Origin of the sequence: Aeromonas sp. Prich7-2 (assembly GCF_017939255.1) — a bacterium.
GTDB lineage: Bacteria > Pseudomonadota > Gammaproteobacteria > Enterobacterales > Aeromonadaceae > Aeromonas > Aeromonas caviae.
This window is the reverse complement of record NZ_JAGKRI010000010.1, coordinates 47,119-73,387: the sequence shown is the minus strand read 5'-3', so window position 1 is coordinate 73,387 and position 26,269 is coordinate 47,119. Positions and strand designations below refer to the sequence as shown.

At 61.9% G+C, this 26,269-nt stretch carries 31 protein-coding genes; 14 read left to right on the top strand and 17 right to left on the bottom strand.

From position 1 onward, the window contains the following. On the top strand, positions 1–134 hold a 134-nt coding region (locus J9892_RS03185), incomplete at its 5' end, for a transposase (protein ID WP_162231338.1). 117 nt (positions 135–251) lie between these two features. Here J9892_RS03185 and J9892_RS03180 read toward each other — a convergent pair. The 3 genes from J9892_RS03180 to J9892_RS03170 form a co-directional block, all read right to left on the bottom strand. Then, positions 252–1,385 carry a glycerate kinase gene (locus tag J9892_RS03180; RefSeq protein ID WP_210537977.1) on the bottom strand — a complete coding sequence of 378 codons (1,134 nt, stop codon included), beginning with the start codon at positions 1,383–1,385 and terminating at the stop codon, positions 252–254. A gap of 9 nt (positions 1,386–1,394) precedes the next feature. Further along, positions 1,395–2,657 (bottom strand): SLC13 family permease, encoded by a 1,263-nt coding sequence (locus tag J9892_RS03175; protein ID WP_042014914.1) that lies wholly within the window; start codon positions 2,655–2,657, stop codon positions 1,395–1,397. Between the two features lie 119 nt (positions 2,658–2,776). Further along, the gene (locus J9892_RS03170; RefSeq protein ID WP_201871608.1) at positions 2,777–3,892 is read right to left on the bottom strand and encodes a sugar diacid recognition domain-containing protein; all 1,116 of its coding nucleotides are present in this window, start codon (positions 3,890–3,892) and stop codon (positions 2,777–2,779) included. Positions 3,893–4,098: 206 nt separating this feature from the next. On the opposite strand from J9892_RS03170, the gene J9892_RS03165 reads away from it, so the two are divergent. The 3 genes from J9892_RS03165 (at position 4,099) to J9892_RS03155 (ending at position 5,815) form a co-directional block, all read left to right on the top strand. Further along, entirely contained in the window at positions 4,099–4,473 is a 375-nt protein-coding gene (locus tag J9892_RS03165) for a YacL family protein (RefSeq protein WP_039039964.1), read from the top strand. A 49-nt stretch (positions 4,474–4,522) separates the two neighbouring features. Next, the gene (locus J9892_RS03160) at positions 4,523–4,813 is read left to right on the top strand and encodes a hypothetical protein (RefSeq protein WP_039039963.1); all 291 of its coding nucleotides are present in this window, start codon (positions 4,523–4,525) and stop codon (positions 4,811–4,813) included. 171 nt (positions 4,814–4,984) lie between these two features. Beyond that, the gene (locus J9892_RS03155; protein ID WP_210537976.1) at positions 4,985–5,815 is read left to right on the top strand and encodes a CPBP family intramembrane glutamic endopeptidase; all 831 of its coding nucleotides are present in this window, start codon (positions 4,985–4,987) and stop codon (positions 5,813–5,815) included. Positions 5,816–5,890: 75 nt separating this feature from the next. On the opposite strand, the gene J9892_RS03150 is transcribed toward J9892_RS03155, so the two are convergent. From J9892_RS03150 to J9892_RS03130, 5 genes are all read right to left on the bottom strand, one after another. Then, positions 5,891–6,310 (bottom strand): DUF4426 domain-containing protein, encoded by a 420-nt coding sequence (locus J9892_RS03150; RefSeq protein ID WP_049636470.1) that lies wholly within the window; start codon positions 6,308–6,310, stop codon positions 5,891–5,893. A gap of 18 nt (positions 6,311–6,328) precedes the next feature. Continuing rightward, positions 6,329–6,628 carry a DUF167 family protein YggU gene (gene yggU / locus J9892_RS03145; RefSeq protein WP_201871604.1) on the bottom strand — a complete coding sequence of 100 codons (300 nt, stop codon included), beginning with the start codon at positions 6,626–6,628 and terminating at the stop codon, positions 6,329–6,331. Continuing rightward, positions 6,628–7,179 (bottom strand): YggT family protein, encoded by a 552-nt coding sequence (locus J9892_RS03140; protein WP_042014922.1) that lies wholly within the window; start codon positions 7,177–7,179, stop codon positions 6,628–6,630. The genes yggU and J9892_RS03140 overlap by 1 nt, the downstream gene beginning before the upstream one ends. A 23-nt stretch (positions 7,180–7,202) precedes the next feature. Then, the gene (gene proC, locus J9892_RS03135; RefSeq protein ID WP_039039961.1) at positions 7,203–8,027 is read right to left on the bottom strand and encodes a pyrroline-5-carboxylate reductase; all 825 of its coding nucleotides are present in this window, start codon (positions 8,025–8,027) and stop codon (positions 7,203–7,205) included. Positions 8,028–8,149: 122 nt separating this feature from the next. Beyond that, a complete protein-coding gene (locus J9892_RS03130) occupies positions 8,150–8,851 on the bottom strand; it encodes a YggS family pyridoxal phosphate-dependent enzyme (protein WP_103857983.1) in 702 nt (233 codons plus the stop codon). A gap of 39 nt (positions 8,852–8,890) precedes the next feature. On the opposite strand from J9892_RS03130, the gene tapT reads away from it, so the two are divergent. From tapT to yaaA, 3 genes are read left to right on the top strand one after another with little or no spacing between them, the layout of a single operon-like run. Then, the gene (gene tapT / locus J9892_RS03125; RefSeq protein ID WP_010673050.1) at positions 8,891–9,925 is read left to right on the top strand and encodes a type IVa pilus ATPase TapT; all 1,035 of its coding nucleotides are present in this window, start codon (positions 8,891–8,893) and stop codon (positions 9,923–9,925) included. Positions 9,926–9,948: 23 nt separating this feature from the next. After that, a complete protein-coding gene (locus tag J9892_RS03120) occupies positions 9,949–11,058 on the top strand; it encodes a PilT/PilU family type 4a pilus ATPase (RefSeq protein ID WP_041214461.1) in 1,110 nt (369 codons plus the stop codon). A 32-nt stretch (positions 11,059–11,090) separates the two neighbouring features. Beyond that, the gene (gene yaaA / locus J9892_RS03115) at positions 11,091–11,864 is read left to right on the top strand and encodes a peroxide stress protein YaaA (RefSeq protein ID WP_210537975.1); all 774 of its coding nucleotides are present in this window, start codon (positions 11,091–11,093) and stop codon (positions 11,862–11,864) included. Between the two features lie 187 nt (positions 11,865–12,051). Here the strand turns inward: yaaA and srmB are convergent, their stop codons facing one another. Beyond that, positions 12,052–13,272, bottom strand: coding sequence for an ATP-dependent RNA helicase SrmB (gene srmB / locus J9892_RS03110; protein WP_041210934.1), 1,221 nt, complete (start codon positions 13,270–13,272; stop codon positions 12,052–12,054). 127 nt (positions 13,273–13,399) lie between these two features. On the opposite strand from srmB, the gene J9892_RS03105 reads away from it, so the two are divergent. Beyond that, positions 13,400–14,110 carry a methyltransferase gene (locus tag J9892_RS03105; RefSeq protein ID WP_210537974.1) on the top strand — a complete coding sequence of 237 codons (711 nt, stop codon included), beginning with the start codon at positions 13,400–13,402 and terminating at the stop codon, positions 14,108–14,110. Positions 14,111–14,345: 235 nt separating this feature from the next. Next, positions 14,346–15,608 (top strand): branched-chain amino acid transport system II carrier protein, encoded by a 1,263-nt coding sequence (brnQ, locus tag J9892_RS03100; protein WP_045523295.1) that lies wholly within the window; start codon positions 14,346–14,348, stop codon positions 15,606–15,608. Positions 15,609–15,698: 90 nt separating this feature from the next. Here the strand turns inward: brnQ and J9892_RS03095 are convergent, their stop codons facing one another. From J9892_RS03095 to zur, 3 genes are read right to left on the bottom strand one after another with little or no spacing between them, the layout of a single operon-like run. Beyond that, complete coding sequence (locus J9892_RS03095; protein ID WP_039039956.1) at positions 15,699–15,926, bottom strand: hypothetical protein; 228 nt, start codon at positions 15,924–15,926, stop codon at positions 15,699–15,701. Positions 15,927–15,931: 5 nt separating this feature from the next. Then, entirely contained in the window at positions 15,932–16,393 is a 462-nt protein-coding gene (locus J9892_RS03090) for a chemotaxis protein CheX (protein ID WP_202043099.1), read from the bottom strand. After that, positions 16,383–16,841: a zinc uptake transcriptional repressor Zur gene (gene zur / locus J9892_RS03085; protein ID WP_049636537.1), complete on the bottom strand. Its 459-nt coding sequence runs from the start codon at positions 16,839–16,841 to the stop codon at positions 16,383–16,385. Before zur ends, J9892_RS03090 begins: the two co-directional genes overlap by 11 nt. Before the next feature lie 136 nt (positions 16,842–16,977). On the opposite strand from zur, the gene dusA reads away from it, so the two are divergent. Together dusA and J9892_RS03075 are read left to right on the top strand one after the other, a co-directional pair. Then, complete coding sequence (gene dusA, locus J9892_RS03080) at positions 16,978–17,964, top strand: tRNA dihydrouridine(20/20a) synthase DusA (protein WP_210537973.1); 987 nt, start codon at positions 16,978–16,980, stop codon at positions 17,962–17,964. Positions 17,965–17,966: 2 nt separating this feature from the next. Further along, on the top strand, positions 17,967–18,116 hold the full coding sequence (locus tag J9892_RS03075; RefSeq protein WP_080944170.1) for a hypothetical protein: 150 nt from the start codon (positions 17,967–17,969) through the stop codon (positions 18,114–18,116). A gap of 83 nt (positions 18,117–18,199) precedes the next feature. On the opposite strand, the gene J9892_RS03070 is transcribed toward J9892_RS03075, so the two are convergent. Both J9892_RS03070 and hupA read right to left on the bottom strand, forming a co-directional pair. After that, complete coding sequence (locus tag J9892_RS03070) at positions 18,200–18,625, bottom strand: hypothetical protein (protein WP_029313758.1); 426 nt, start codon at positions 18,623–18,625, stop codon at positions 18,200–18,202. A gap of 113 nt (positions 18,626–18,738) precedes the next feature. Then, entirely contained in the window at positions 18,739–19,011 is a 273-nt protein-coding gene (gene hupA, locus J9892_RS03065) for a nucleoid-associated protein HU-alpha (RefSeq protein ID WP_005305063.1), read from the bottom strand. A gap of 338 nt (positions 19,012–19,349) precedes the next feature. Between hupA and J9892_RS03060 the strand changes: the two genes are divergently transcribed. Both J9892_RS03060 and J9892_RS03055 read left to right on the top strand, forming a co-directional pair. After that, the gene (locus tag J9892_RS03060; RefSeq protein ID WP_029313757.1) at positions 19,350–19,832 is read left to right on the top strand and encodes an Rsd/AlgQ family anti-sigma factor; all 483 of its coding nucleotides are present in this window, start codon (positions 19,350–19,352) and stop codon (positions 19,830–19,832) included. Between the two features lie 102 nt (positions 19,833–19,934). After that, the gene (locus J9892_RS03055; RefSeq protein ID WP_029313755.1) at positions 19,935–20,321 is read left to right on the top strand and encodes a PilZ domain-containing protein; all 387 of its coding nucleotides are present in this window, start codon (positions 19,935–19,937) and stop codon (positions 20,319–20,321) included. Positions 20,322–20,374: 53 nt separating this feature from the next. On the opposite strand, the gene radA is transcribed toward J9892_RS03055, so the two are convergent. Next, positions 20,375–21,739, bottom strand: coding sequence for a DNA repair protein RadA (radA, locus tag J9892_RS03050; RefSeq protein WP_010673036.1), 1,365 nt, complete (start codon positions 21,737–21,739; stop codon positions 20,375–20,377). 100 nt (positions 21,740–21,839) lie between these two features. Between radA and J9892_RS03045 the strand changes: the two genes are divergently transcribed. Continuing rightward, complete coding sequence (locus J9892_RS03045) at positions 21,840–24,215, top strand: PilZ domain-containing protein (RefSeq protein ID WP_102949145.1); 2,376 nt, start codon at positions 21,840–21,842, stop codon at positions 24,213–24,215. 56 nt (positions 24,216–24,271) lie between these two features. Here J9892_RS03045 and J9892_RS03040 read toward each other — a convergent pair whose 3' ends face one another. Beyond that, on the bottom strand, positions 24,272–25,177 hold the full coding sequence (locus J9892_RS03040) for an alpha/beta fold hydrolase (RefSeq protein ID WP_043153013.1): 906 nt from the start codon (positions 25,175–25,177) through the stop codon (positions 24,272–24,274). 28 nt (positions 25,178–25,205) lie between these two features. Further along, positions 25,206–26,210: a phosphoserine phosphatase SerB gene (gene serB, locus J9892_RS03035; protein WP_202043095.1), complete on the bottom strand. Its 1,005-nt coding sequence runs from the start codon at positions 26,208–26,210 to the stop codon at positions 25,206–25,208. Positions 26,211–26,269 lie beyond the last annotated feature (59 nt).

Sequence of the window (26,269 nt, the reverse complement as noted above, 5' to 3'; positions counted from 1 at the left end):
ACCCGATGCACACGAGTGTGCTGGAAGGGGTGAACAACAAGATCAAAGTGATAAAGCGTATGGCATATGGATTTAGGGACTCAGAATACTTTTTTCTGAAAATCAAGGCGGCCTTCCCCGGAAAGCCGCGATGAACCTAAAAAAAGCCGACCCAAGGATCGGCAAGTGCGTCAGAGGTGCCACGCCGGGCCGCTCACTCTGCTGCACGGGGCAAGGTCAGGCCGATGCACCGCATCGGCCAGGAGAGAGGGTCATTTGCGCAGCAGGTAGAGAGCCGCCACGTTGCGGGCCGTGAGCTGCAGGTTGGTGGTGGCGGTGGCCAGCGCCTCCGGCAGGGACATGGCCCGATTGACCACGGCGAACACCGCATCCAGTCCGTGCTCGTGCACCACGCCGCAGTCATCGGTGAGGCATCCGGCGATGCCGATCACCGGCTTGCCGAACTGCTTGGCACAACGAGCTACCCCGATGGGCGTCTTGCCATGGATGGTCTGGCTGTCGATGCGGCCCTCGCCGGTGATGACCAGATCCGCATCGGCCACTTCATCGGCCAATTTCAGCGCCTCGATCACGATCTGGATGCCGGGTTTGAGCTCGGCACCGAGCAGCCCCACCAGGGCTGCCCCCATGCCGCCTGCGGCCCCCGTTCCCGGGATCTCCTTCACCTGCTTGCCAAGCGCCTGCTCGATGCAGTCCGCGTAACGGGCCAGATTGGCATCCAGCTCGGCCACCATCTCGGGAGTTGCCCCCTTCTGCGGACCGAACACGGCGGACGCCCCTTTGGGGCCGCACAGCGGATTGTCCACGTCGCAGGCCACCTCGATGGTGAGTCCGCTCAGACGGGGATCCAGCCCGCTCAGGTCGATGGTGGCCAGCTCGGCCAGACCGGCACCGCCCGGCGCGATGGGGGTATCATCTGCTTTCAGGAGCTTGCCGCCGAGTGCCTGGATCATGCCGGCACCGCCGTCATTGGTGGCGCTGCCGCCGATGCCGAGGATGAGGTGGTTCACCCCCATCTCCAGCGCGGCCAGGATCAGCTCCCCGGTGCCGACACTGGAGGTGAGCCGCGGATTGCGCAGCTCGGGCGCAACCAGATGGAGGCCGGAGGCCGCCGCCATCTCGATGACGGCGCGCTTGCCATCCCCCAGCAGGCCCACGAAGCCCTGCACCCTGTTGCCGAGGGGGGCGGTCACCTCGACCGGCAGGATGCGACCACCGGTGGCATCCACCAGAGACTGCACCGTCCCCTCGCCGCCATCGGCCATGGGCAGCTTGACGTAGGTGGCATCCGGCAGCACCTGCTTGAAACCGGCCTCGATGGCATCGGCCACCGCCATGGCGCTCAGGCTCTCCTTGAATGAATCGGGGGCGATCACAATTTTCATATCAGTTCCTTAGGCGAGGCCAAACACGCCAAACATCAGGGTGGAGACAACGGCGATGGTCAGACCGACCGCGGTTTCGTAGGGGATGAGCTTGAGTCGCTCGCCGACGCCCATGTGGACGCTGCCGCCGGTGGCATGGAAGAAGGAGCCGTGGGGCATGTGGTCAAACACGGTGGCGCCGGCGTGGATCATGGCGGCCCCTGCCAGGCTGCTGATCCCCAGTTCAATCAGAGTGGCGCTGAACACGTTGGAGGCCACCACAGTCCCGGCCGTGGTCGAGGCGGTCGCCAGCGACATCAGGGCACCGGAGATGGGGGCCAGCAGATAGGAGGGCAGACCGGAAGCGGTCAGGCCACTGATGAGCACATCTTTCAGGCCGGAGTTGGCGATGATGCCCGCCAGGGTACCCGTCCCCAGCAGCATGATGGCCACCGGCGCCATGCGGGCCAGGCCCGAGACGGCAAACTGGTTCACCTTGGTGAACTTGCCCATCATCAGGGCACCGACCAGGCCGCCGAGAGGCAGCGCAATGAGCGGGTCCACCACGATGCCGGCGATGGGACGCAGGGCCAGCAGCAGGATGGCGACCAGGGGCGCACTGATGGCGGCGGCAAAGCCGGGCAACTTGGCACCGTCAACGCTCACCACCTCGTCGGCGGCCACCTTGCTGCCCCGGTTGTTGAGGCGCTTGGCGAGCCAGTAGGCCATCACCAGACCGAACAGGCCGGGAATGATGCCCGCCGCCATCACCGAGGTGAGAGGCAGGTGGAAGGCATCGGCTGCCGCGATGGCGTTGGGGTTGGGAGACATGACGTTGCCCGCCTTGCCACCGCCTATCATCGCCAGCAGGATGGCCGCCTTGGAGAGATCGGCACGGCGGGCGATGGCCAGCGCAATGGGGGCGACCGTGATGACGGCCACGTCCACGAAGACGCCGACCGCGGTCAGGATCAGGGTGGCCAGCGCCAGGGCCAGCAGGGCGCGGGTTTCGCCGAGTTTCTTGACGATGGTCTCGGCGATGGTGGTGGCGGCGCCCGATTCGATGAGCACCCCGGCCAGCACACCCGCCGCCAGGATCCGCATCACTGCCGTGGTGATCCCCTGGGCGCCGCCGATCATCAGGGCGACGGTCTGGGTCAGGTCGGCGCCACCGATCAGGCCACCGGCCAGGGCACCGACAATCATGCCGTAAGCGGGCGGCACCTTCTTCAGGATGAGGAAGATGGCGATGGAAAGCGCGGCGAGCGCGCCGAGCGCGGAGACTGGGATCATGACGGGCACCTTATTGTTGTAATGAGTGGCGCCATTATGGGGATCCCCGCCTGGAATGCTTTGGCCATAAAACCAAAAAAAGCATTTACCGGCCTTGTATTTTTGTTGGAAAAGACAAATCAGCTATCGAGACTGAGCCCGAGATAGAGCAGAAATTTGTCATCTAACTTATTGAAATTCAAACCGGTTATCTGCTCTATCCGGGTCAGTCGATAACGCAGGGTGTTGGGGTGAATGAACAGGGCTTCGGCACAGGGATGCAGATCACAATCCTGCAAGAAATATTGGCGCAGCGTCTTTTGCAGCGTTCCCTTTGTGTCCTCCTGCGCCAGCTTTTGCAGCGGAGCCCGCAGCTGATCCGCCTGCCAAGAGTCCGCCAGGGTGCCGAGCAGCACTGAGAGCCGGTAATCCTCGAAGAAATAGACCTGCTTGCGGGGCGACTGGCGCATGCCACGGCGCAAGGTGTCTCGCGCCGTCTGGTAGGAGAGCGCCAGCCCGGGGATGCCGGCGAAGTAATCACCCACCCCGATGCGAACCTTGAAATGGGGAATACGGGAGAGCAGCTGCCGGATCCGGCTGCGCTCCTGCGCCGACTGCCAGACGCCGTCGCTGAGCTGGGCGGGTTTGAGCACCACTATCTCGTCCAGGCCGTTGATGGCCACCAGGTTGTCCCGCTCCGGGTTTTCCAGCAGGTGAACCAGCTCCCTCACCTGGGCGGGCTCGGCCTCCTCCAGCGCCAGCACGGCCACCACCCGGGGCTGGGCGAGATCCAGCTCGAGGAAGCGGGCCACCTGTTGCAGTTGATCGGCCCGCCCTTCGCCGCGAATGAGCTGCAACACCAGCTCCTCCTTGTGGCGCTTGTCCCACTGCAACTGCTCGGTGAGTGCCGCCTGTTCCAGGATGAGCTCGGCGGTCATGCGCACCAGCTCGGCGTAAGCACGCACTTCGTCCGGATCGCCCGAGATGCCGATGACGCCGAGCAGCTCCCCCTGATAGGCGATGGGCAGGTTGATGCCGGGCCTCACTCCCTTGAGCTCCCGGGCGGTGGCCTCGCTTATCTCCACCACCCGGTTCTCGGTCAGGGCCAGCACGGCCCCCTCGTGGCGCTGGTGCAGCCGCTCCGGATTGCCGGACGCAATGATGAGTCCCCGCTCATCCATGACGTTGACCGAGAACGACAGGATCTTCATCGCCCGGCTGACTATCTGATGCGCGAGCGCGTCGTTGAGCTGCATTGCCTCTCCATACCATTCGTTGACAGGGTCCCCGGCGTGCGCCATCACCGGGATCACCCGTTAAAGATTCCACATCATCAAGACAAGCGCGGGGGGGATCGCTAGAATAGGCCACTTTACGCTATCAGTGCCCCACCATGGATCAAGGATCCGGCATCATGCCGCTTTGCGCCGTGGTGGTTTCACCCTCCGATATGGACTCCGCTATGGATTATGAATTTCGCCGCGACCCGTTCGGTGGCTATCGCGCCCGGTTCTCCATGGGCCATGAAGCCATCGGCCAGTGGTTGATCGACGAGGTGGGCAAGGACGAGGAGAAGCTCGACGAGCTGTTCGCCATCATCGACCAGCTCTCCAGCCGGGCCCGCACCGAATACCGGCTGCTGGGGGGCGACTACTCCCTGCTGCTGACCCACGAGGAAGCCGAGGTGAAGGCCAATGTCCTCAATATCGAGCAGGACGAGGATCTCGACGATCTCGCCTACTACGATGATGAACAGCTGGCCATGTGCGGGCTGGAAGATTTTGCCCAGGTACTCGGCTCCTGGCGCGCCTTTATCCGCAACGAGGATATGGGCTGATTACCCCCATTCGGGCGAGCATGCCCCTTGCAACCCAACAGGATTGACTATGTCCATTTACGATTTTGATGACGAACTGCCGGAAGACGAGCTGGATCAACCGAAGAAACCCGCCCAGCCCAAGAAGAAGGGCAAGCAGGTGCTGAACACCCAGGTCAACCTGAGCCCGCGCGATGCCAGCCGCCTGAACGGCATGCACGTCGAGGCCATCACCACCCTGGATGACGTCAGTCTGCCGAAGAACGTCATCTTCAAGGCCGGTCTCATCGCCCTGGGCGAGCTGGAAGCCAGCAAACGCGCCGACATCATCGCCCGGGTGATCGCCGAGTCCGGTCGCTGATACGGGAAGGCCATCGCCTCTCTCGGTGGCATCTTGCCGCCGTCCAAGCCGGAGCCCAGCTCCGGCTTTTCATTGCGCGTCTTCTGCCGGCCAGTCTCGGCCACCCCCTTTTCCTTGAACCAGACCATGGGGATCGTTAAGGTGCGCCCTTCATTCATACAAGGAGACTCGATGTTACCACTCCCCGATATCCTCATCTGGCTCGTCCTGGGGCTGGCCGTACTCTGCTGCCTCGCCCGCCGGACCAGACCCGGCATGCTCCTGTTGGGACTTGCCCTGCTTACCGCCCTCTGGCTTGAGCGACTCGCGCCCCTCGCCGCTCTTGTCAGCCTCGCCGGTCTGCTGCTGGCCTGGCGTACCCCCACCCTGCCCCCACCCTGGCGCGGCGTCGCACTGGCGCTGGTACTGCTGTGGTCCGTCGCCCTGACGCTGCATCTGGTGCCCGGCTTTGACAATCTCAGGGTGCTCGACAAGGTACAGGCGGGCCCGGCCAGCGTGCCCTTCACCCTCTACCTCAATCTGGACAAGCCGCTCATTTTCTTCGCCCTGCTGCTGGCCATCCCCGGCCTGCTCGGCCCGGGTGGAACGATGCGCTGGCGGCCGCTGTCCCTGCTCATCCTGCCGCTCGCGGCCCTGCTCATCACCGCCTGGCAACTGGGCGCCCTCAAACCCGAAGTGGGACTGCCCCACTGGTGGTGGCTGTTCGCGTTCAACAACCTGTTGTTCACCTGTGTGGCGGAAGAAGCGCTGTTCCGGGGATGCATCCAGCAAGGGGTGGCAAGCCGAAGCACGCCCTGGGCAGGTCTCCTGGTCGCCAGCCTGCTGTTCGGCGCAGCCCATCTTGCCGGTGGCCCGTTGCTGGTGTTGTTCGCCGCGCTGGCGGGGGCCTGCTATGGCCTGGCGTTCCAGCTGAGCGGGCGCCTCAGTGTCGCCATCCTGCTCCACTTCCTGTTCAACTTCGCCCACCTGGCCCTGTTTACCTATCCCCTGGCCAGCCACTGACGTCGAGCACAGGTTCACCGGGCAAAAAAATGCCCCGCCCCCGTGGGGGCAGGGCATCTGCATTCACCCTGCAATCTAGTCGACGTAGAAGGTCTGCTGGAAGGTCAGCGTCTGCTGCTGCCCCTCCCCCATGATCTTCAGGGTGAACTGGTAGGTGTCCTCATTGCGATAGGGCAGCACTGCCAGGTAATAGATGGCATTCCCCTCTTTCACCTCCTGAAAATTCAGGGGGCGAAGGGTGCCGGTCAGATTGCGGGCTTCGCCGCTGATCCCCACCGCCTGTGCCACCCCCTGCTTGTTCTGCACCGCGATATTGACGATGCCGTTATAGCGGCTGCGCTCCAGGCCATAGGTCCTGGCTACCTCGGGGGTGAGGAAGCTGGAGTTGAACGCGCTGTAGTGCACTTTCCAGGGGCCCAGCTCCTGCATCTGCTCAGCCCGCAGCGGCAGCGTCATCAGGAGTGCCAGCAGGCAACTCATCCAGGCTGTTTTCATGATGTCATCCCTCTCGTATCAACCCTGATTATCGAGCAGAGCGGCAATCTCGGCGGGGATCTGTTTTGGCGCGTCGATGGCGACCGTCTTGTGCCGACCCAGCTCCCCCCGCAGGATGCGAATCTGCCCCTTGGCCACCTTGCACTGCTTGGCCAGGTACTTGATCAGGTGACTGTTGGCCTGACCATCCACCGGCGGTGCCGTGATGGCCACTTTCAACTCGTCACCGTGCAATCCGATGATCTGATCCCGGCTCGCCTTGGGCTGGATCATCAGATGCAACACCAGCTCGTCCCCTTCCAGCAGGACAGCGGGCATCAGATCATCCACCACAACTGGCCGAACAGATCCCCCATCAGGTAGTTGATGGCCTGCAGCGCGATGAAGGCGACCAGCACGGAGAGATCCAGCCCGCCCAGTGCAGGCAGGATGCGGCGAATGGGGGCCAAGAAGGGTTCAGTGAGCTGGTGCATCACGTATTCAATGGGGTTGCGACCCTGGCTGACCCAGCTCAGGATGGCGCGGATCAGCAGGATCCAGAAGATCATGGAACCCGCTTTCTTCAACACGGTGAGCGTCGCAAACAGACAGAGAGTGAGCCAGTCCGCCTGCAGCACATTCATGCTCTTGAGCAGGACCAACTTGCCAACGGCGATCAGCAGCGCCAGCAGCACAGAGGCCATGTCCAGCCCGCCAAAACCCGGGATGACGCGGCGCAGGGGCACCACCAGCGGGTTGGTCAGCTTGACCACCATCTGGCTCATGGGATTGTAGAAGTCGGCCCGCGCCCACTGCAGCCAGACCCGCAGCAGCACCACCATGAGGTAGAGATCAAAGACAGTGTTAATCAAAAAGTAAGCCGTGTTCATCCGGGCTCCTTGCTAAAAGGGATTCAGAAAAGGGTTTCCATTTCGCCGGCCCGGGTAACGGCCGCCTGCATGGCTCTTGCGGTCAGCGGCATCAGCCCCTGCTCCTGGAATGTCTTGACGGCCTCGGCCGTGGTCCCGCCCTTGCTGGTCACCTGCTCGCGCAGGGTCTGCAGCGACAGATCGGGATTCTGCTCCACCATGGCGGCCGCCCCCAGGGCGGTTTGCTGCACCAGCAGGCGAGCCTGCTCCGGCGTAAAGCCCATGGCCTCGGCCTCCTCGGCAATCGCCTGCATGAACAGGAAGAAGTAGGCCGGGGCACTGCCCGCCGCCGCAATGACGCCGTTGATGCCGGCCTCCTCATCCACCCAGAGGGTCTTGCCCACGGATTGCATCATCTGTTCGGCCACCGCCCTATCGGCCTGCCCGATGGCGGGCGGTGCATAGAGCCCGGTCATCCCCAGCCCCAGCAAGGAGGGGGTGTTGGGCATGGTGCGAATGATGCGATCGTGACCGCCTGCCATCTCCTGCAAGCGCGCGACGCGAATGCCGGCAGCGATGGAGATGAGCAACTTGCCATCCAGCGAGCCAAGCTCGGCCACCAGCGCCGTCAGCATGCCCGCCATCAGCTGGGGCTTGACCGCCAGTACGATCACCTCGGCCTCCCGGGCCGCCTCGGCGTTGTCCTGGGTGATACGGATGCCGAACTGGCTGGCCAGTTCGTCCAGCTTGGGGCGACTGGGATTGGCGGCGATGATACGCTCTGCCGGGTAACCCGCCTGGATGAGGCCGGCAATGATACTGCGGCTCATGTTGCCTGCCCCGATGAAGGCGAGGGTTCTCTGCTGCATCAAACACTCCTGTTACTGACATCGCAGCGGATGCCGACCCAGCCTGTGCGGGCTGACAGCATCACACGCGCCTGTTTACCTGAAAAAAGCACGACCGGGGTGTTTCTCGCCCCGGCTCTTGCTCATGAATAGTCACGGGCCCCGAAGATGGCGGTCCCGACCCGCACCATGGTACTGCCATGGGCAATGGCCGGCTCGAGATCCTCGGTCATCCCCATCGAAAGGGTGTCGACGCTCGGGTATTGTTGCGCAAGCTCGGTGAACAGAGCCTGCATGCGCGCCATCTGGGCCGCGAGCACCCCCTCGTCGCTGGTATGCTCGGGGATGGCCATCAGGCCGCGCAACCGCAGCCGCTCGCTCTGGGCCACCAGAGAGGCCAGGCGGAAAATCTCTTGCTCCGACGTACCGGATTTGCTGCTCTCTCCGCTAATATTGATTTGCAGACAGATATTTAGCGGCGCGAGCCCACCCGGTCTCTGATTGTTGAGGCGTTCGATGAGCTTGTCGCGATCGACACTTTGAACCCAGTCGAACCGCTCCGCCACCAGCTTGGACTTGTTCGATTGCAGCGGACCGATAAAGTGCCACTCTATGTCTGTACAGGCGTTCTGCTCGCGCAAGGCATCAATCTTGAGCGCGGCCTCCTGGGCGTAGGATTCGCCAAAGCGCCGCTGACCGGCGGCATAGGCAGCCTGAATGTCCCCCAGCGGCTTGGTTTTGCTGACAGCAAGCAACTGGATGTGATCTGGGCTGCGGCCAACACGCCGGGCAGCCTCTACAATACGTTCCTTTACCTGAAGCAGGTGCTGGGCAATCTGGCTCATATTTCGTTCGTAATCTTGTGATGGGAGAATAACAAATCTATGGATATCACAGAGTTATTGGCATTCAGTGTAAAGCATAAGGCCTCGGATCTACACCTCTCGGCCGGGGTCCCCCCGATGATCAGGGTTGATGGGGAGGTTCGCAAGATCAATTTGCCCGCCCTGGATCACCGGGAAGTCCATGCTCTCATTTACGACATCATGAATGACCACCAGCGCAAGGAGCTGGAGGAGAACTTCGAGGTGGACTTCTCCTTCGAAGTACCCGGCATGGCACGCTTTCGGGTCAACGCCTTCCAGCAGGCGCGCGGCTCGGGCGCCGTGTTTCGTACCATCCCGAGCACCGTTCTGACCCTGGACGATCTGGGGGCGCCGGAGATATTTCGCAAGATAGCGGAGTACCCTCGCGGCCTGGTGCTGGTGACTGGACCCACCGGCTCGGGCAAATCCACCACCTTGGCCGCCATGGTCGATTACATCAATGACAACTTCCACCACCACATCCTCACCATCGAGGATCCCATCGAATTCGTGCACGAGAACAAGCGCTGCCTGGTGAACCAGCGGGAAGTACACCGCGACACCAAGAGCTTCAGCAACGCCCTGCGCTCGGCCCTGCGGGAAGACCCGGATATCATCCTGGTAGGTGAAATGCGGGACCTCGAAACCATCCGCCTCGCCATGACCGCCGCCGAAACCGGTCACCTGGTGTTTGGCACCCTGCACACCTCCTCGGCTGCCAAGACCATCGACCGCATCATCGACGTCTTCCCCGGCTCGGAGAAGGACATGGTGCGATCCATGCTCTCCGAATCCCTGCGGGCGGTCATCTCCCAGACCCTGCTCAAGCGTATCGGTGGCGGCCGGGTGGCGGCCCACGAGATCATGCTGGGGATCCCGGCGGTGCGAAACCTCATCCGGGAAGACAAGGTGGCCCAGCTCTATTCCGTCATCCAGACCGGGATGACCCACGGCATGCAGACCATGGACCAGAGCCTCAAGCAGCTGGTCAACCGGGGGGTCGTCGCCTCCCTCGATGCCAAGGCCAAGGCGGTCGATCCCAATACCATTTAAGCTCGCACACCCAAGGAGTCGCCATGAACATGGATGTTCTGCTCGCCGCACTGGTTGAACAAAAGGGCTCGGATCTCTTCATCACGGTCGATGCCCCCCCGACCCTCAAGGTCAACGGGCGTCTGGTGTCGCTCGGGCCGGCTCCCCTCGACAAGACGACGGCGCTGGCGTTGATCAGAGAAAGCCTGGACGAGACCCACTTCGAGCGCTTCCTGCACACCCGCGAGGCCAACTACGCCATCCAGCGAGGCTCGCTGGGGCGCTTTCGGGTCAGCGCCTTCTGGCAACAGGATATGCCGGGCATGGTGCTGCGCCGCATCGAGACCCGCATCCCCACCTTTGACGAGCTGGTGCTGCCTCCCATCCTGCAGGAGGTCGCCATGGCCAAACGCGGGCTGGTGCTCTTCGTCGGCGCCACTGGCGCCGGCAAGTCCACCACCCAGGCGGCCATGATCGGCTTTCGCAACCAGCACGGTGACGGCCACATCCTGACGGTGGAGGATCCGGTGGAGTTCGTCCATCAGCACGATCGCTGTCTGGTGACCCAGCGGGAGGTGGGGATCGACACCGCATCCTTCGATGTCGCCCTCAAAAACTCCCTGCGCCAGGCCCCGGATGTCATCCTCATCGGTGAAATCCGCTCCCAGGAGACCATGGAGTTCGCCATCCAGTTCGCCGAGACGGGGCACCTCTGCCTCGCCACCTTGCACGCCAACAATGCCAACCAGGCGCTGGATCGCATCCTGCATCTGGTCCCCCAGGAGAAGCACCGCCAGTTCCTGTTCGATCTCTCCTTCAACCTGCGCGCCATCGTCGCCCAGCAGCTGCTCCCCTCCGCTCACGGGCAGCGCCGGGTCGCCGCCTTCGAGATCCTGCTCAACACCCCGCTCGTCACCGACATCATCCGCAAGGGAGAGATGCACAGACTCAAGGAGGTGATGACCAAATCCGGCGAGCTCGGCATGCAGACCTTCGATCAGGCGCTGTTCGGCCTGTTCTGCGCCGGCCAAATTGGCTACAGTGAGGCCCTTGCCCATGCCGACTCCGCCAACGACCTGCGACTGCTCATCAAGCTGTCGGGTCGCGAGCAGCTGGGCGCAGGCACTCTCGACAACGTGACCCTGGATGAATGAGGGGCGTGCGTCATCGCTAGTAAAGGACCGTTATGCTGATTGTGGTTTCCCCGGCCAAGACGCTGGATTACGAGTCACCCCTGGTGACCTCCCGTTTCACCCAACCCGAACTGCTGGACCACTCCGCAGCACTGATCACCCGGGCTCGTCAACTGAGCCCGGACCAGATCGCCAGCCTGATGAAGATCAGCGACAAGCTCGCTGGCCTCAACGCCGCCCGCTTTGCCGAGTGGCAGCCTGACTTCACGCCGGCCAACGCCCGCCAGGCGCTGCTGGCCTTCAAGGGGGATGTCTACACCGGTCTGGCCGTAGAAGATTTCAGCGAGGCCGACCTCGACTTCGCCCAGGCCCACCTGCGCATGCTCTCCGGCCTTTATGGCGTACTGCGACCACTGGACCTCATGATGCCCTACCGCCTGGAGATGGGGATCCGCCTCGACAACCAGCGCGGCAAGGACCTCTACCAGTTCTGGGGCGACATCATCACTGAGCACCTGAACAAGGCGCTGGCAGCCCAGGGGGACGACGTACTGATCAACCTCGCCTCCGACGAGTATTTCAAGTCGGTGCGCCCGAAAGCCCTGCCGGGGCGCATCATCACCCCGGTCTTCAAGGACGAGAAGAACGGCCAGTTCAAGATCATCAGCTTCTACGCCAAGAAGGCCCGCGGCATGATGGCACGCCATATCATCAAGCATCGGCTCACCCGGGTGGAACAGCTGACCGGTTTCAATGCCGACGGCTACTACTTTGTACCGGAAGAGTCCGACGCCAATACCCTGATGTTCAAGCGCGCTGAAAATTAATTACACATTCAAGGGAACCAAGTCGGAGATCCTCGGGTCTGACTCTGTGAATCCTCTGTTGTAAGCACTTTTTGTTGGCCGACGTCCTTGCGTCGGCTTTTTTCTGCGCCTCTCTCAGGCCACTCCCCAGGCAGCAGACAGCAAAACGGCCATCCTGGGATGGCCGTTTCAACTGTGCTCGGGGGCATTACTTCTTTTTCTTCTTTGCCGACTTCTTGGCATCCTTCGGCTTTTTCTTCTTCACCGGCACCCGCGCTTCCTTGTGTCTGGGGCGCAGCTCATCGATCACCCGGCGCTTGAGGCGCTCCTCGGTGTAGCGTTCGATCTTGGCGACCATGGCCATGTCGTGAGCTTCCACCAGGCTGATGGCGCAGCCACGGTTGCCGGCACGACCGGTACGACCGATGCGGTGCACATAGACATCCGCGCCGTAGGGCATGTCGTAGTTGATGACATGGCTGACGTTCGGCAGGTCGATGCCGCGGGCGGCCACGTCGGTGGCGATGAGGAAGGGCACCTCCCCTTCGTGGAACTTGCGGATAGACTCGATGCGCTTGGCCTGCTCCATCTCGCCACGGATCCAGGCGCAGGGCACGCCTGCCGCCTGCAACTGGCCGGAAAGCTCCGCCAGTCGCTCACGGGTCTTGACGAAGATGATGGCCTTCTGGGTTTCCGGGTTTTTCAGGATATGCACCAGCAGAGCCAGCTTGTGGGCGGCATCATCGGCCAGGTGGATCCACTGGGTGATGGGGCGGCGCTCGCTGCGGGGCGGCTCGGCGTGCAGCTCAACCGGGTCTTTGAGGATCTCGCTCGCAAACTTCTCGAGGCCGGCCCCTTCCAGGGTGGCGGAGAAGAGCATGGTGTGTTTGCGGTAGCGCGCCTCTTCCACGATGCGGTTCACGTCCTTGATGAAGCCCATGTCCAGCATCCGGTCCGCTTCATCCAGCACCAGCACCTCGATGTCGTGGCTCTCGAACTCCTCTTTCTCGATGTACTCGAGCAGACGGCCCGGGGTGGCCACCACGATGTCGGTGGTCTTGGTCAGGGCAGGCAGCTGCTCTTCATGGCTGACGCCACCGATGATGGTCTCGATGCTGAGATGGGTGTGCACCGCCAGGGCCTTGGCGTGAGCACTCACCTGCAGCGCGAGCTCGCGGGTCGGAGTCAGGATCAGCATGCGGCACGGACCCGGCTTGCGACGCGGGAAGTCCAGCAGGTGCTGCATCGCGGGCAGCAGGAAGGCGGCGGTCTTGCCGGTTCCGGTCGGCGCAGAGGCCAGAATATCGCGGCCGTCCAGGGCTGGCTCCAGCACCATCTGCTGGATGGTGGTGGGGCGGGTGAATCCCATCTCGGCCAAGGCCCGACTGAGGGCTGGATTCAGGTCGAAATCATCAAAGGACTGGCTCATGGCAATACTCGGTCATTAAGGAAGCGGCAGATTATAGGCGATTATGCCGCCGGCTCCTATGGTGACTGTGGCTTAGCCGCTATAATCGCCGGCCATTTTCCGCGAGCAGGCACAGGAGGAGGGCCGAATGGGGCGCAACAACGGTTTCACGTTCAAGCAATTTCACATCGATCACGACCGCTGCGCCATGAAGGTCGGTACGGACGGCATTCTGCTGGGAGCCTGGGCGCCAGTCGACAGCGCCCGCCGGGTGCTGGACATCGGCACCGGCAGCGGCCTCATCGCCCTGATGGTGGCCCAGCGCAGCACGAACGACTGCCACATAGACGGGGTGGAGCTGGATAAGGATGCAGCCATGCAGGCCCATGAGAATGTGACGGCCTCCCCCTGGCGTGAGCGGGTCACCATCATAGAGAGCGCCATTCAGGATCACCTCGCCCCCCCTTACGATCTCATCGTCTCCAACCCGCCCTATTTCCCGGCAGGCCAGACACTTCGCGATCCGGCCAGGGCTCTGGCCCGTCATACCGGGGGGCTCGACCCAAGGGGATTGCTGGCCGCCAGCGATCGCCTGCTGAGCCGTACCGGGCAACTGGCCCTGGTGCTGCCCACGGCGATGGCGGATGAAATTTTATGCATTTCGTCGAGTTATGATCTGTATGAGCGTTGTTATCTGGCTGTTACTACCAGAGAGGGGAAAGAGGCAAATCGTGTTTTATTGCTGCTTGGCAGAGGATTAAACAAGTGTGAGAGGGGGGAAATTGTGATCCATTCTGCCACGGGAGGCTATTCCGACAGATATATCCAACTAACCAGCCCCTTCTATTTGAAGATGTAAATTTTGCCTTGAACTATTTTTTCACATCATTATGCTGACTGCTAAATGAGCGCCCGCTCAAGACCAGTTCAAACCACTGGTCGCGATGAAAAAACCAGCGGGGCTCTTTTTTTTACCCCCGGAAAGTGCCGGTCACTGACAAATAAAAAACTATAACAAGCAATAGTTTACAAGACAGACGAGGTTGAACTTGACGAAATCACTCACATTGTCCGATGTACTCGGATTGGGCTTCATGACCTTTGCGTTCTATCTGGGCGCAGGCAACATCATCTTCCCGCCCCTGGCCGGCTTCATGGCGGGTGAGCACCTCTCCCTGGCCATGCTGGGCTTCCTGGTCACCGCCGTGGGCCTGCCCCTCATCACCATCATCGCCGTCGCCAAGGCTGGCAACGGCTGGGCCGGCATGACCAAGCTGCTGCCGGCCGGCGTGGCCACCGCACTGGCCGTCGCCATCTACATCATCATCGGCCCGGCCTTCGCCGCCCCCCGTACCGGCCTGGTGGCCTACGAGATGGGCCTCAAGCCCTTCCTTGGCGACATGGGACCATCCGGTCTGGCTGCCTATACAGTACTGTTCTTCGGCGTAGCCATCCTGGTCTCCCTCAACCAGGGCAAGCTGATGGATGCCATCGGCAAGTACCTGACCCCGCTGCTGATGCTGCTGCTGCTGACCCTGGCCATCGGTGTCTTCGTCGCACCGCAAGGAAGCATGCCTGCCGCATCCGGTGACTACCAGAGCACCCCCTTCGTGAAAGGCATTCTGGAAGGCTACAACACCATGGACACCCTGGCGTCCCTGATGTTCGGCGCCCTGATCGTCGACCTGCTGCGCCAGAAAGGCATCCATGACTACCAGAGCCAGTTCAAGTACCTGGCCATCGCTGGCATCATCTCCGCCATCGGTCTCTCCGTGGTCTATGTCTCCCTGTTCCAGCTGGGCAACACCGCTGCCGGCGTCGCCACCGACGTGAGCAACGGCGGTGCTATCGTCAACGCCTACGTGCTGAGTCTGTTCGGCCAACCGGGTCAGTTCATCCTGGCAGCCATCATCACCCTGGCCTGTTTCACCACGGCCGTCGGCCTCATCTCCGCCTGCTCCGACTTCTTCCACAACCTGACCGGCATGAGCTACAAGAAGCTGGTCGTGCTGCTGGGTGTCATCTGCGGCATCGTGGCCAACGTGGGCCTGAGCCAGCTCATCAGCCTCTCCATTCCGGTGCTGGTCGCCATCTACCCGGTTGCCGTGGCGCTGGTACTGGTCACCTTCCTGAAGGGTTACTTCGGTCGCCCCCGCCTGGTGTTCCGCTCCGTGCTGCTGGTCGCCTTCCTGTTCGGCTGCCTGGACGGCCTGGGCGCCGCCGGCATGAAGATGGATGCTTTCGCCTTCCTGCCGCTGTTTGACAAAGGCCTGGCCTGGTTGCTGCCGACCCTGCTGGCCTGTGGCCTCGGTGTCATGGTGCGTGGCAATGGCAAGCTGGCTGCAGAAGCGGCCTGATAACAGATCTTGACCAAATGAAAGAGGCCAGCATTTGCTGGCCTCTTTTTTGTTGGTGCAATCTGGTTCATCCGTTGTGGAGAGCGCTCTTCAGAGGACGGTTGCGGGCTTGGGTTTGCCTGCAAGACCGTACCAGTGATGCTCAAACCGGCCCGCATGCCAGCGCAGGGTGCCCCAGGGCTGGTCAGCCTGCCAGCGCGGGAAGTTGATCTCCACGCGGTTGTCTTCGTACTTGTAGAGAGAGGTGCTGATCTCGATATCCGACAGGATAAGCAGCACCACCCCACCGATGACACTCCATTTCAGCATCTTCCACATGGCGATTACTCGAAGCAGATCTCGATGGTGGCACGGCCATACTCCGATTCGAACGGCATCATGATCTTGGCGCCGTCGGCCCGGTGAGTGATGGTGTGATTGGGACCGGAGACGATGACCGGGGTCGCCATGTCGAACTCATAGCCCTTCTCCCCCAGCATGCGTTTGGCGCCGCCCGTCACCATGTTGGTGATCTCGCCCACCATGTCGGTCACTTCCTCGTTGATGGTGGCCGGCGCCTCCCCCAGCATGCGACGCATGATCTCCAATGCCAGCCCCTTCTCGAAGCTGATGGAGAGGGAACCCCGGGTCTGCGGACCCACCATGCCAATCAGGCCGGAGACATCTCCCCGAGCCAGCTCGTCCGTCTTGCGCTTGGGCGTGCCCGGTTTGAGTTCCAGCTGTGCCATGGTGGAGAGCACGTTGAGCAGGGAGAGCAGGAACGGGTTTACAAAATCAGCCTTCATCTTGACTTCCTACGGTAACGGAACAGCGGGCACATTGACCATGGGCTTCTATGGTCTTGTTGGTAATAGTAAAACCATGCTGATGAGCCTGCTCGGAAAAGGCGCCGTCGATGGCGGGATCGTGCAGCTCCACTACCTCACCGCAACGATCGCAGATCAGCAGTTGCATCGGGTGGGCATGGTCGAAGTGGCAGCAGAAGATGAAGGCGTTGAGCGACTCCACCTTGTGGGCAAAGCCCTGTTCGAGCAGGAAGTCGAGCGCCCGATAGACGGTAGGCGGTTTGGCATGAGCCTCGGTCTGCTGCAACTGGGCCAGCAAATCATAGGCACTGATGGCATTGCCGTGGGCGGCAAGCAGCCGGAACACCTGGCGCCGTGTCGGGGTGAAACGGATCCCTCGCTGCTCGCAGAGGCGTTCCGCTCGTTGTAGAAGTTGGTCTTGATTCATGTTCACGCAGATACCCTGTCAATTAGCCGGATACTATCACAGGGCCCCCAGTGCGCGGCGACAAAATTCATTTTCTGGGGCTGTCTCACGTTGTGATAGAATCCCGCCCCTTGTTTGGCCAACCCGGATGATTTTTATGCAGGCGCAGCGCTTTTCCATCGCCCCCATGCTGGACTGGACCGATCGGCATTGCCGTTATTTCCACCGTCTGATGACCCGCCAGACCCTGCTCTATACCGAGATGGTGACCACGGGCGCCATCATCCACGGCAAGGGCGACTATCTGGGCTACAGCGAGCAGGAACACCCTCTCGCCCTGCAACTGGGTGGCAGCAACCCGGCAGACCTGGCCCGCTGCGCCAGGCTCGCCGAGGAGCGCGGCTATGACGAGGTCAACCTCAACGTCGGCTGCCCTTCCGATCGGGTGCAAAACGGCCGCTTCGGCGCCTGCCTCATGGGCGAACCCGCGCTGGTGGCTGATTGCGTCAAGGCGATGCGCGACGTAGTCGACATTCCGGTCACCGTGAAGACCCGTATCGGCATCGACGAGCAAGACTCCTACGAGTTCTTGCAGGCCTTCATCGAGCAGGTACGGGACGCCGGTTGCGATACCTTCATCGTCCACGCCCGCAAGGCCTGGCTGAGCGGCCTGAGCCCGAAAGAGAACCGCGAGATCCCGCCCCTCGATTATCCTCGCGTCTACCGGGTCAAGCAGGATTATCCGGAACTGACCATTGCCATCAACGGCGGGGTGACCAGTCTGGAACAGACTCTTGAACATCTGCAGCACCTCGACGGGGTCATGATGGGCCGCGAAGCCTACCAGAATCCCTACATTCTGGCCCAGGTGGACAATCTGGTGTTCGGCGAGAACCATGCCGTGCCAAGCCGCCACGAGGTGGTGCGGATGATGCAGCCCTACATCGAACAGGAGCTGGCCAAGGGCAACTACCTCTCCCACATGACCCGCCACATGCTGGGGTTGTTCCAGAACATGCAGGGGGCGCGCGCCTGGCGTCGCCATCTGAGCGAGAATGCCTGCAAGCCGGGGGCCGACATCCAAGTGGTGCTGGACGCCATGGCCAAGGTGCCGGAGTTCGCGCCGGCCGACGCGGTGGAGTGATCATGTACCGCTTCACCGGATCCTGGCTGCACAAGGCCCTGGTGCGTCTGTGCGCCGGCCTGCTCACCATTCTCGGCATCAAGCTCAGCGCCTTCTATTTCATCGGGCTGCTGATCGTGCTGGGGCTGCACCGGGACCAGATCCTGGGCTAAGCGCCCCACGCTCCCGAACAAGAAAAAGCCGGCGCCCCTGCGCCGGCTTTTTTGTCACCACGGAGGTGACCCGACAGTCTGGCTTACTCTTCCTGAACCATGAACTGGAGTTCAGGGGGAGAAGAGGTCAGCACATCGGCGCAGTAATCCCAGGTCGAGATGCGGTAGTGCTGCAAATCTTCATCCAGGTGCAGTCCATCGGATTCCTGATGGAACCAGCTGGCGAAACGGGACGGGGTGATGAGCTGGATCTGCTCCTCGATGACGTGGCTGTCACGCCCCTCCGCCAGATCGCAATCCTCCATCACCCGCACCGCGAAGATGTGGCGAAAACTCACCCGGCACAGGGGCAACGGAGGCAGATCGATACTGCGAGCACGCCCCAGCATGACGGTCAGGGTGTCGCTCCAGATATCCTGATGCAGTTCGGCCACGACTAGGCCGGGAGGGAGTTGACGAGAGGGAGCCCAGGGGACGGCTACCTGCCGAATGGCATTTTTCTGTTCCATATCCACCTCGCTACAGCGCATGCCATATCCTGAGTGTATCTGAAACAAATTTTGACGAAGATGGCAAGAAAAAACCCGGCACAAGCCGGGTTTCATTTGATTACAAGACGACCTTATTTGACGGCGTCTTTCAGCGCCTTGCCAGCCACGAAGGACGGCACATTGGCAGCTGCAATCTGGATCTCTTTACCGGTTTGCGGGTTGCGACCGGTACGGCCCGCGCGATGGTTGACCTTGAAGGTACCAAAACCCACCAACTGAACGGCATCGCCCTCTTTCAGACTCTGGGTAATACCATTGATGATCTCTTCCAGAGCGACTTTGGCCTGAGCTTTGCTCAGGTCTGCTTTGGCGGCAATTGCATCGACAAGTTGAGCTTTGTTCATAACATTTCCTTTATGATCGGGCATTTAGCACCGGGCCACTCTATTCAAAAAAAAACACTCAGGCAAAGGCTTTATCAGCCGGATTGGCTTGAATGCTGGGGTTTTCATCAAGATCTGCGGAAATAGTCACATATATCGCCCCCTTGTCCCCTGGATGGGCGACAGGATGCGAAGTACCGGTGGGGAGAGGCATGCAAATCCCCGCCTGATGTAACAATATCCCTACACTCCTATTGACGGTCAACTGGATTTTCCCTAGTTATAGGAGTGTCGTCAGTCGATGAGAATGACCGAAGGCATGCGACCCGAGAGCCGCATGCCATGCCCATGGAGGGACTATGTTAACTGAACTGGAAAAAACCAAGCGCGCACTGGCAGGCAAGCACAGAGCAATAGATGACTGGCTGGATGCCAGACAGGCGTTGCTGGTCGAGTACATGCGACTGGCAGGCCTCATGCCCGCCAAGTGCAAGCAACGCACCCTCCCAGGCCACGTCGAACTGCAACGTTTTTGCGAACAACTGGTCGATTACGTCAGCGCAGGCCATTTCGAGATCTACAACCATGTCGTCACCGCCTTTGAGCAAGCCAGCGGGGACAAACTGGAGCTGGCCAAGCGCATCTACCCCCATATCCGTGCCTGTACCGAATTCGCGCTGGAGTTCAACGACAAGTACAGCAACGCCGACGAAGCCCAGTTGCTGCAACTGGACGAGGATCTGAACCAGCTCGGCCCCGTGCTGGAGGACAGGTTCAAACAGGAGGATCGGCTGGTCAAGGCGCTGCAGGTGGTGGAATCCCTCAGCCATCAGCAGGTCTGATATTCAATATCGGAGCCAGTTCAATATCCTGGCGTGCCAGCTGGATTACACTCTGCAACATGAAGGATGAGCATCTTGCTCGCACGCAGACCGGAGACGACCATGGCCGAGCGCCGCCACTTTACTCGGATTTTCTATTTGACCGCCGCCAAGCTCACCCAGGGTGAACACCAGTGGCGCACCCAGCTGGTCGATGTCTCCCTGCAGGGAGCCCTGCTGCTCAGACCCGAGGATTGGGTCGCCAGCGAGGACAAGGAGTACGAAATCTGCTTCGTGCTCGGGGGCAGCGACATCGAGATCAAGATGCAGGTCGAGCTGACCCACGAAGCCAGCAAGAAGCTGGGGTTTTACTGCCACCACATCGACATCGACAGCGCCACTCACCTCAAGCGGATGATCGAGCTGAACATCGGAGAGGAGCAACTGCTCCATCGTGAGCTGGAGCAGTTGCTGCAAGAGCACCGAGACCACGTCCCCCCCGAATCCTGAACGGGCGGGCAGAAAAACAAAGGAGCGTCCATACGCTCCTTTTTCATGGTCGGTTACAGGGCCTCGAGGGCATCGGAGAGTTTCTTCACCGGCACCACCTCCATCCCCTCGATGGGATGTTTGGGCGCATTGGCATGCGGGACGATGGCTCGGCGGAAACCGTGCTTGGCCGCCTCCTGCAGTCGCTCCTGACCCGAGGGCACGGGCCGTATCTCGCCGGAGAGTCCCACCTCGCCAAAGACCACCAGATCCTTGGGCAGGGCCTGATCCCGGAAGCTCGACACCATGGCCAGCAGCAGCGCCAGATCCGCGCTGGTCTCCTCGACTTTGACGCCACCCACCACGTTGATGAACACATCCTGATCCGCCATCTGCAACCCGCCGTGACGATGCAGCACCGCCAGCAGCATGGCGAGACGGTTGTGGTCCATCCCCACCGCTACCCGGCGCGGATTGGAGAGCTGGGAGTAATCCACCAGCGCCTGCAACTCCACCAGCAGGGGGCGCGTGCCTTCCCAGATCACCATGACGATGGAGCCCGGAGCCTGCTCCTCCCCGCGGCTGAGGAAAATCGCGGAAGGGTTGCTCACCTCCTTCATTCCCTGCCCGGTCATGGCGAAGACCCCCAGTTCGTTGACCGCACCGAAGCGGTTCTTGTGGGAGCGCAGGGTGCGAAAACGCGAGTCGTGCCCGCCATCCAGCAGCACGGAGCAGTCGATACAGTGCTCCAGCACCTTGGGACCCGCCAGGGTGCCGTCCTTGGTGACGTGGCCCACCATGAAGATGGCCACATGATTCTGCTTGGCATAGCGTGTCAGCAGCGCCGCCGACTCCCGCACCTGGGAGACGGACCCCGGCGCGGACTGCACATCCGCCACGTGCATCACCTGGATGGAGTCGATGACCATGATCTGAGGTTGCTCCTGCTGGGCGATGAGGCAGATCTGCTCTACGCTGGTCTCGGACAACATGCGCAGCTTGTCCGTGGGCAGACCCAGCCGACCGGCCCGCATCGCCACCTGTTGCAGTGACTCCTCACCGGTCACATAGAGGGTCTTCATGCGCTGCGCCAGGCCGCACATGGTCTGCAGCAACAGGGTCGATTTGCCGGCCCCGGGGTTGCCGCCGATGAGAATGGCCGAACCGGGGACCACGCCGCCACCGAGTACGCGGTCCAGCTCCTTGAAGCCCGAGCTGAAACGGGGGATCTCCGTGGTGGCGATCTCCGCCAGGGTCTGCACCTGGCTGCCGACGGCGCCCGCATAACCGGTATAGCGAGCGCTCTTGCCGGGTGTCGTCACCCCCAGTCGCACCTCGGTGATGGTGTTCCACTCCTTGCACTCGCTGCACTGGCCTTGCCAGCGGGTGAAGTCGGCTCCACATTCGGAACAAACATAGGCGGTTTTGTTTTTGGCCATGGATAACTCGGGGACAGGATGAATTCCTGCTTGATATACTTGTTTGCGACCGGCAGATCAAACCCAGAATCGGAAAAGTGACTTTCCGCGGCAGGAATACATGGATTCAGAACAACCACTACATCTGATAGAACAACTTGTCCCCCTGCTCCGGGAAAAGGACTTCGACGAAATCTTCAACCGTCTAACCCAGAACGAAAATACCAACAGCCGGTTCCTGCTGAAGATGGAACTCAAACGCAAGTGCACCCCCTGCCGGCGCGTCATCGACATGCGCAACGAGCTGGGCGCCCTCTGTCAGGTGCATGAGTTCGACGGGGTGACCCACTTCATGCCCGCCGAGGCCATCGAGCTGTTTCAATCCCAGTGCTACCTCTACCGGGACAGCTACACACTGGGGGTCTACGAGGCGCTGCAAGCCTGGTACAAACTCAACCAGGGGCGCAGCGACAATCTGGCGCTGCCCATCAGCCCGTTTCGTCCGTTCGATGTCAGCGCCATCCCCTTCGCCAGCCATTACGGGCGGCAGGAAGAGCGCATGCACTTCAGCTCTCCCATGGTGCTCCAGCTCGCCAACGGCGAGAAGATCCTCGCCAAGAGCTCCGACATCTCCCTTGGCGGCATCCGGGTATCCGTGCCCTATCTGCCCGACTACCAGACAGGCGACCTGATAGCCGTCTTCTTCACCGGACTGGAACGCGATCATCCCCATCCCCTGCTGCGTGACCCGGTCAGCTACCAGATCCTGGGGGAGGAGAGAAAAGAGGACAAATTCTGGCTCAGGCTGCTCAAGAACGGCGAGCATCCGGTGTTTGACGAGTTCCTGCGCGACTTCATCGAGCGCAACCGCAGCCGCTATCGCGTCAGCGTCGACTACCTGCTCTCCGCCGCCGTCATCAAGGGGTATGAGCAGTTCTATCTGCCGCGCATGACCGGCATGCCCCTCTATTTCGGCAAGGGCAGCGTCCCCGCCCTCGAGATCGCCCTGCGCACCGAGAACAACCAGCACATTCTCGAATACTGGCGCGACGCCAAGAACCGCGACATGCTCGCCAGCCTCTTCACCGCTGCCCGCATGCCCTCGTTGCTCCCAGGCAAAGCGGGGCTGCGCGAGACGCTGATCTACTGCTTTACCCATGCGGTACGCAGCCACCTCTACTTCTTCTCCGCGACCCGGGAGGAGCTGGAACAGAGCGGACTGACCGCGCTCTTCTTCCAGATCGGCGCCCGCCGCCCCAGCTGGCGGGTATACAAGTTCAGCATGGAAGCCTGCACCCTGCGGGAGGCCGACCTCGACAACCCCCAGGGCGGGGCGAGCCCGTTGCAGGACAGGCTGCTGCGCGAGCGCCTGGCCCAGCTCGGATACGTAGGCATGCTGCAGGAGATAAACCTGGACAACCAGCGCGACGAGTTCCAGCGAGAGACGGGTCAGGATCCGCTCAACGCCAACGCCTTGCAGCGCTTTGGCCATGACATCCATGCCGCCCCCTTCGAGATAGAGACGCTGCACTATGTGCAACTGCGCAAGGAGGCGCGCTACATGCACAAGACGGCCATCGTCTTGCATCACAAGGAGCGATCCTGGGTCGGCTGGACCCGAGACATCTCTGCCCACGGCATGCAAATCGAGCTGGAGGAGCCGTTCGACGGGGAGAAGGGAGACATCATCACGGTGGCTCTGCCCCGCTTGCAGGAGCTCGCCAGGAACATGGACCTGCAACGCCTACCCTATCGGCTGGTCAGCCTCAACCTGAGCAGAACCGTGCTGCATCTGTGCATCGAGGGGACGGCCGAGCGCCATACCGGCCACCAGTTCTTCAGCCTGCTGATCGAAAGCAACCAGAACAAGCTCAAGACCACCCGGGAGTTCAATCGCTATCGCGGCATGGCCAGGGCGCTGCGCAACCTCTACACCCACCACCTGTTCAACACCCCCGTCTATGTGAACAAACTCAAGGCCGCCCCGAAACTGGCCGCGGCCGGCCTCTCGCCACAACCACGCAGCCTTTCCCGTCTTCTGCGCATCTGTGCCGAGCAGGATCAGCAGTTGAACCTGTATCCCCTGTTCCAGGGGGCTCTGCTCAAGGCCCTGCTGCTCAATCCCCTGCGCGCCATCGAGCGGGAAGACAAGCCGGAAGAGGAGGAGGTCTACATCGCCGCCCTCCACTCCCAGGGGGGAACCCCCCTGTTTCGCAGCCACCTGGCCAGCAGCTTCAGCTCACCGGATCAAAAGCGCCGCTTCATCGAGCTGGCCCGGCAACAGGGCGAGTTCTATTCGGTACTGGTGGGTATTTCGCGCACCGGCCGCCCGGACACCAGCTTCATCGCGGGTGAACTGGACTACATCGCCAAGTTCGCCATTCACAAGGCCAAGAAGCTGGAAGAGGAGCTCTGGAGTGTCGTGGGCGTGGGTGAACTGACCGATACCACCGAGGCGACCCTGTTCCGCCTTGGCATACCATCCGGGCCCCGCTAGCCAGCAGGGCCGGGAGACAACAAAAAACGGGCACGCAAGTGCCCGTTTTTTGTCTATCAGGCAGCCTGGGGGTTACGCAGCCAGGCGAGGATGTCGGGGAAGTGATCCTCCTGTGCCTGGGGGGCCGTCAGCATGTTGATGTGGTCGTAATCGAGGCGGTTGCCGTTGTCCCGCCCAAGGCGGGTGTGGCGGGCGGCCGAGCCCATCTCGTCGCTGAAGCGGCGCACGTCGACGGGGTGGCCAAGTACCTTGTCCGCCTTGGCGGAGATCATCCAGAGCGGGGGCCAGTTGACCCGGCTCGCCGCCTCGTCATAGGCGAAGCCGTCAAAGGGGTCCAACCAGGGCCCGCACTTGACCCAGGGGATGGTCTCCTGCAAGTAGCGCAGGGGCTCATCATCGGCCCCTATCTTCAACCGGCGGGCGGCCAGAAACCCCCGGCGGCGCGCCAGCCAGGGGGCGAGCCGGTTCCAGATCAGATCCACCTTCAACCAGCGCTCCGGGTTCTGCACCGAGACCCCCCGCTTGGTGCCGAAGAACACCAGGCTGGCAACCTGCTCCGCCAGCTCGGGGAAGCGCACCAGGGTCGAGGCCATGATGACGCCGCCCCAGGAGTGGGCCATCCAGTGCACCCGGGCACCGGCATGGCGGGCCGATACCCAGCGCTGCAGGGCGGGCAGATCCTCGGTGATCAGCTCATGCTGGCCGTGGCCGGCCCGCTCGGCGATGGTCGGTGTGCTCAGACCCCGACCACGCAGATCCGCCACATAGACCTGATACCCGTGGCGAGCCAGAAAGCAGGCCAGCCCCTTGCCCGATTCGGTGTAGAAGATGCGGCCGTTCTCGATGGCCCCGTGCACCATCAGGATGGGGTCGGCATGCACCGCGACACCGGGCTGGATATGGCGCACATGGAGTCGATGCTCACCGCAGGGGACAAACAGGGATTGCTGTAACAGTTCCATCTCGTGATCGGCTCCTCCTTGAGCGGGATCAGCACCAGCGTCGGTCGCGACAAGCCAGGGCGCCGAGCAGGCAGAGCACCCCTTCCAGATCGTGGTGATTGAGGGTCGCCGCCGCCTGGGCACGAACCAGGGGTTTGGCATGAATGGCAATGCCAAGCCCCGCCACCCCCATCATCTTGAGATCGTTGGCCCCATCGCCGACCGCGACCGTCTGGGATGCAACCACCCCGTACTCCGAGGCCAGCTGTTGCAGCGCCTCGGCCTTGGCGGCGGCATCGACGATGGGGCCGCTCACCTTGCCGGTCAGCAAGCCCCCTTCCACCGCCAGCTCGTTGGCGAAAATGGCATCCAGACCCAGAGCACGCTGCAACTCGCCGGCAAAGCGGGTGAAGCCACCGGAGGCGATCGCCACCTTCCAGCCAGCCTGCTTGAGGGCATCGACCATGAGTGGCAGGCCCGGCATCCAGGGCATGTCGGCCGCCACCTCGTCGAGGATGGTGACCGGCGCCCCTTCCAGCAGCGCCACCCGGGCACGCAGACTGTCGGCAAACTCCAGCTTGCCCTGCATGGCCGCCGCGGTAACGGCCGCCACTTGCTCACCGACCCCGGCCAGCCGCGCGATTTCGTCGATGCACTCTATCCTGATCGCGGTGGAATCCATGTCCATCACCAGCAGACCGGGCTCACTCAGGGTAGGCAGGGCGGCCAGATGACACAGGTCGATGTCCCACTCCTGGGCTTTGAGCGCCTGCACCAGCTCGGGGGAAAAGCGGTTGGTGCCAAGCAGCAGCAGCGGAATACCGGCCTGCTCCCCTGCGGGATAGAGGCTTGACTCAAGCCCCAGGGCATCCAGCTGCTGGGCCAGGCGGGCCAGATGACCGGCCTCCAGCCCCTTGCCAAACAGGACAATCCAGGCGCTGTCGTGGGCGTTGGCCGCGGGCAGCAGGGCTTCGTTGGTGAGCTGCCAGCAGGGAGCACAGCTCAGGGCCCCGGACCAGTCGTGCAGGGAGCGGGGAAGTTGGGACAACAACATAAGAGAGACGCCTTCCTTGGAAATCATGGGGTTCATCATGCGGGCCCAGAGTAGCGTAT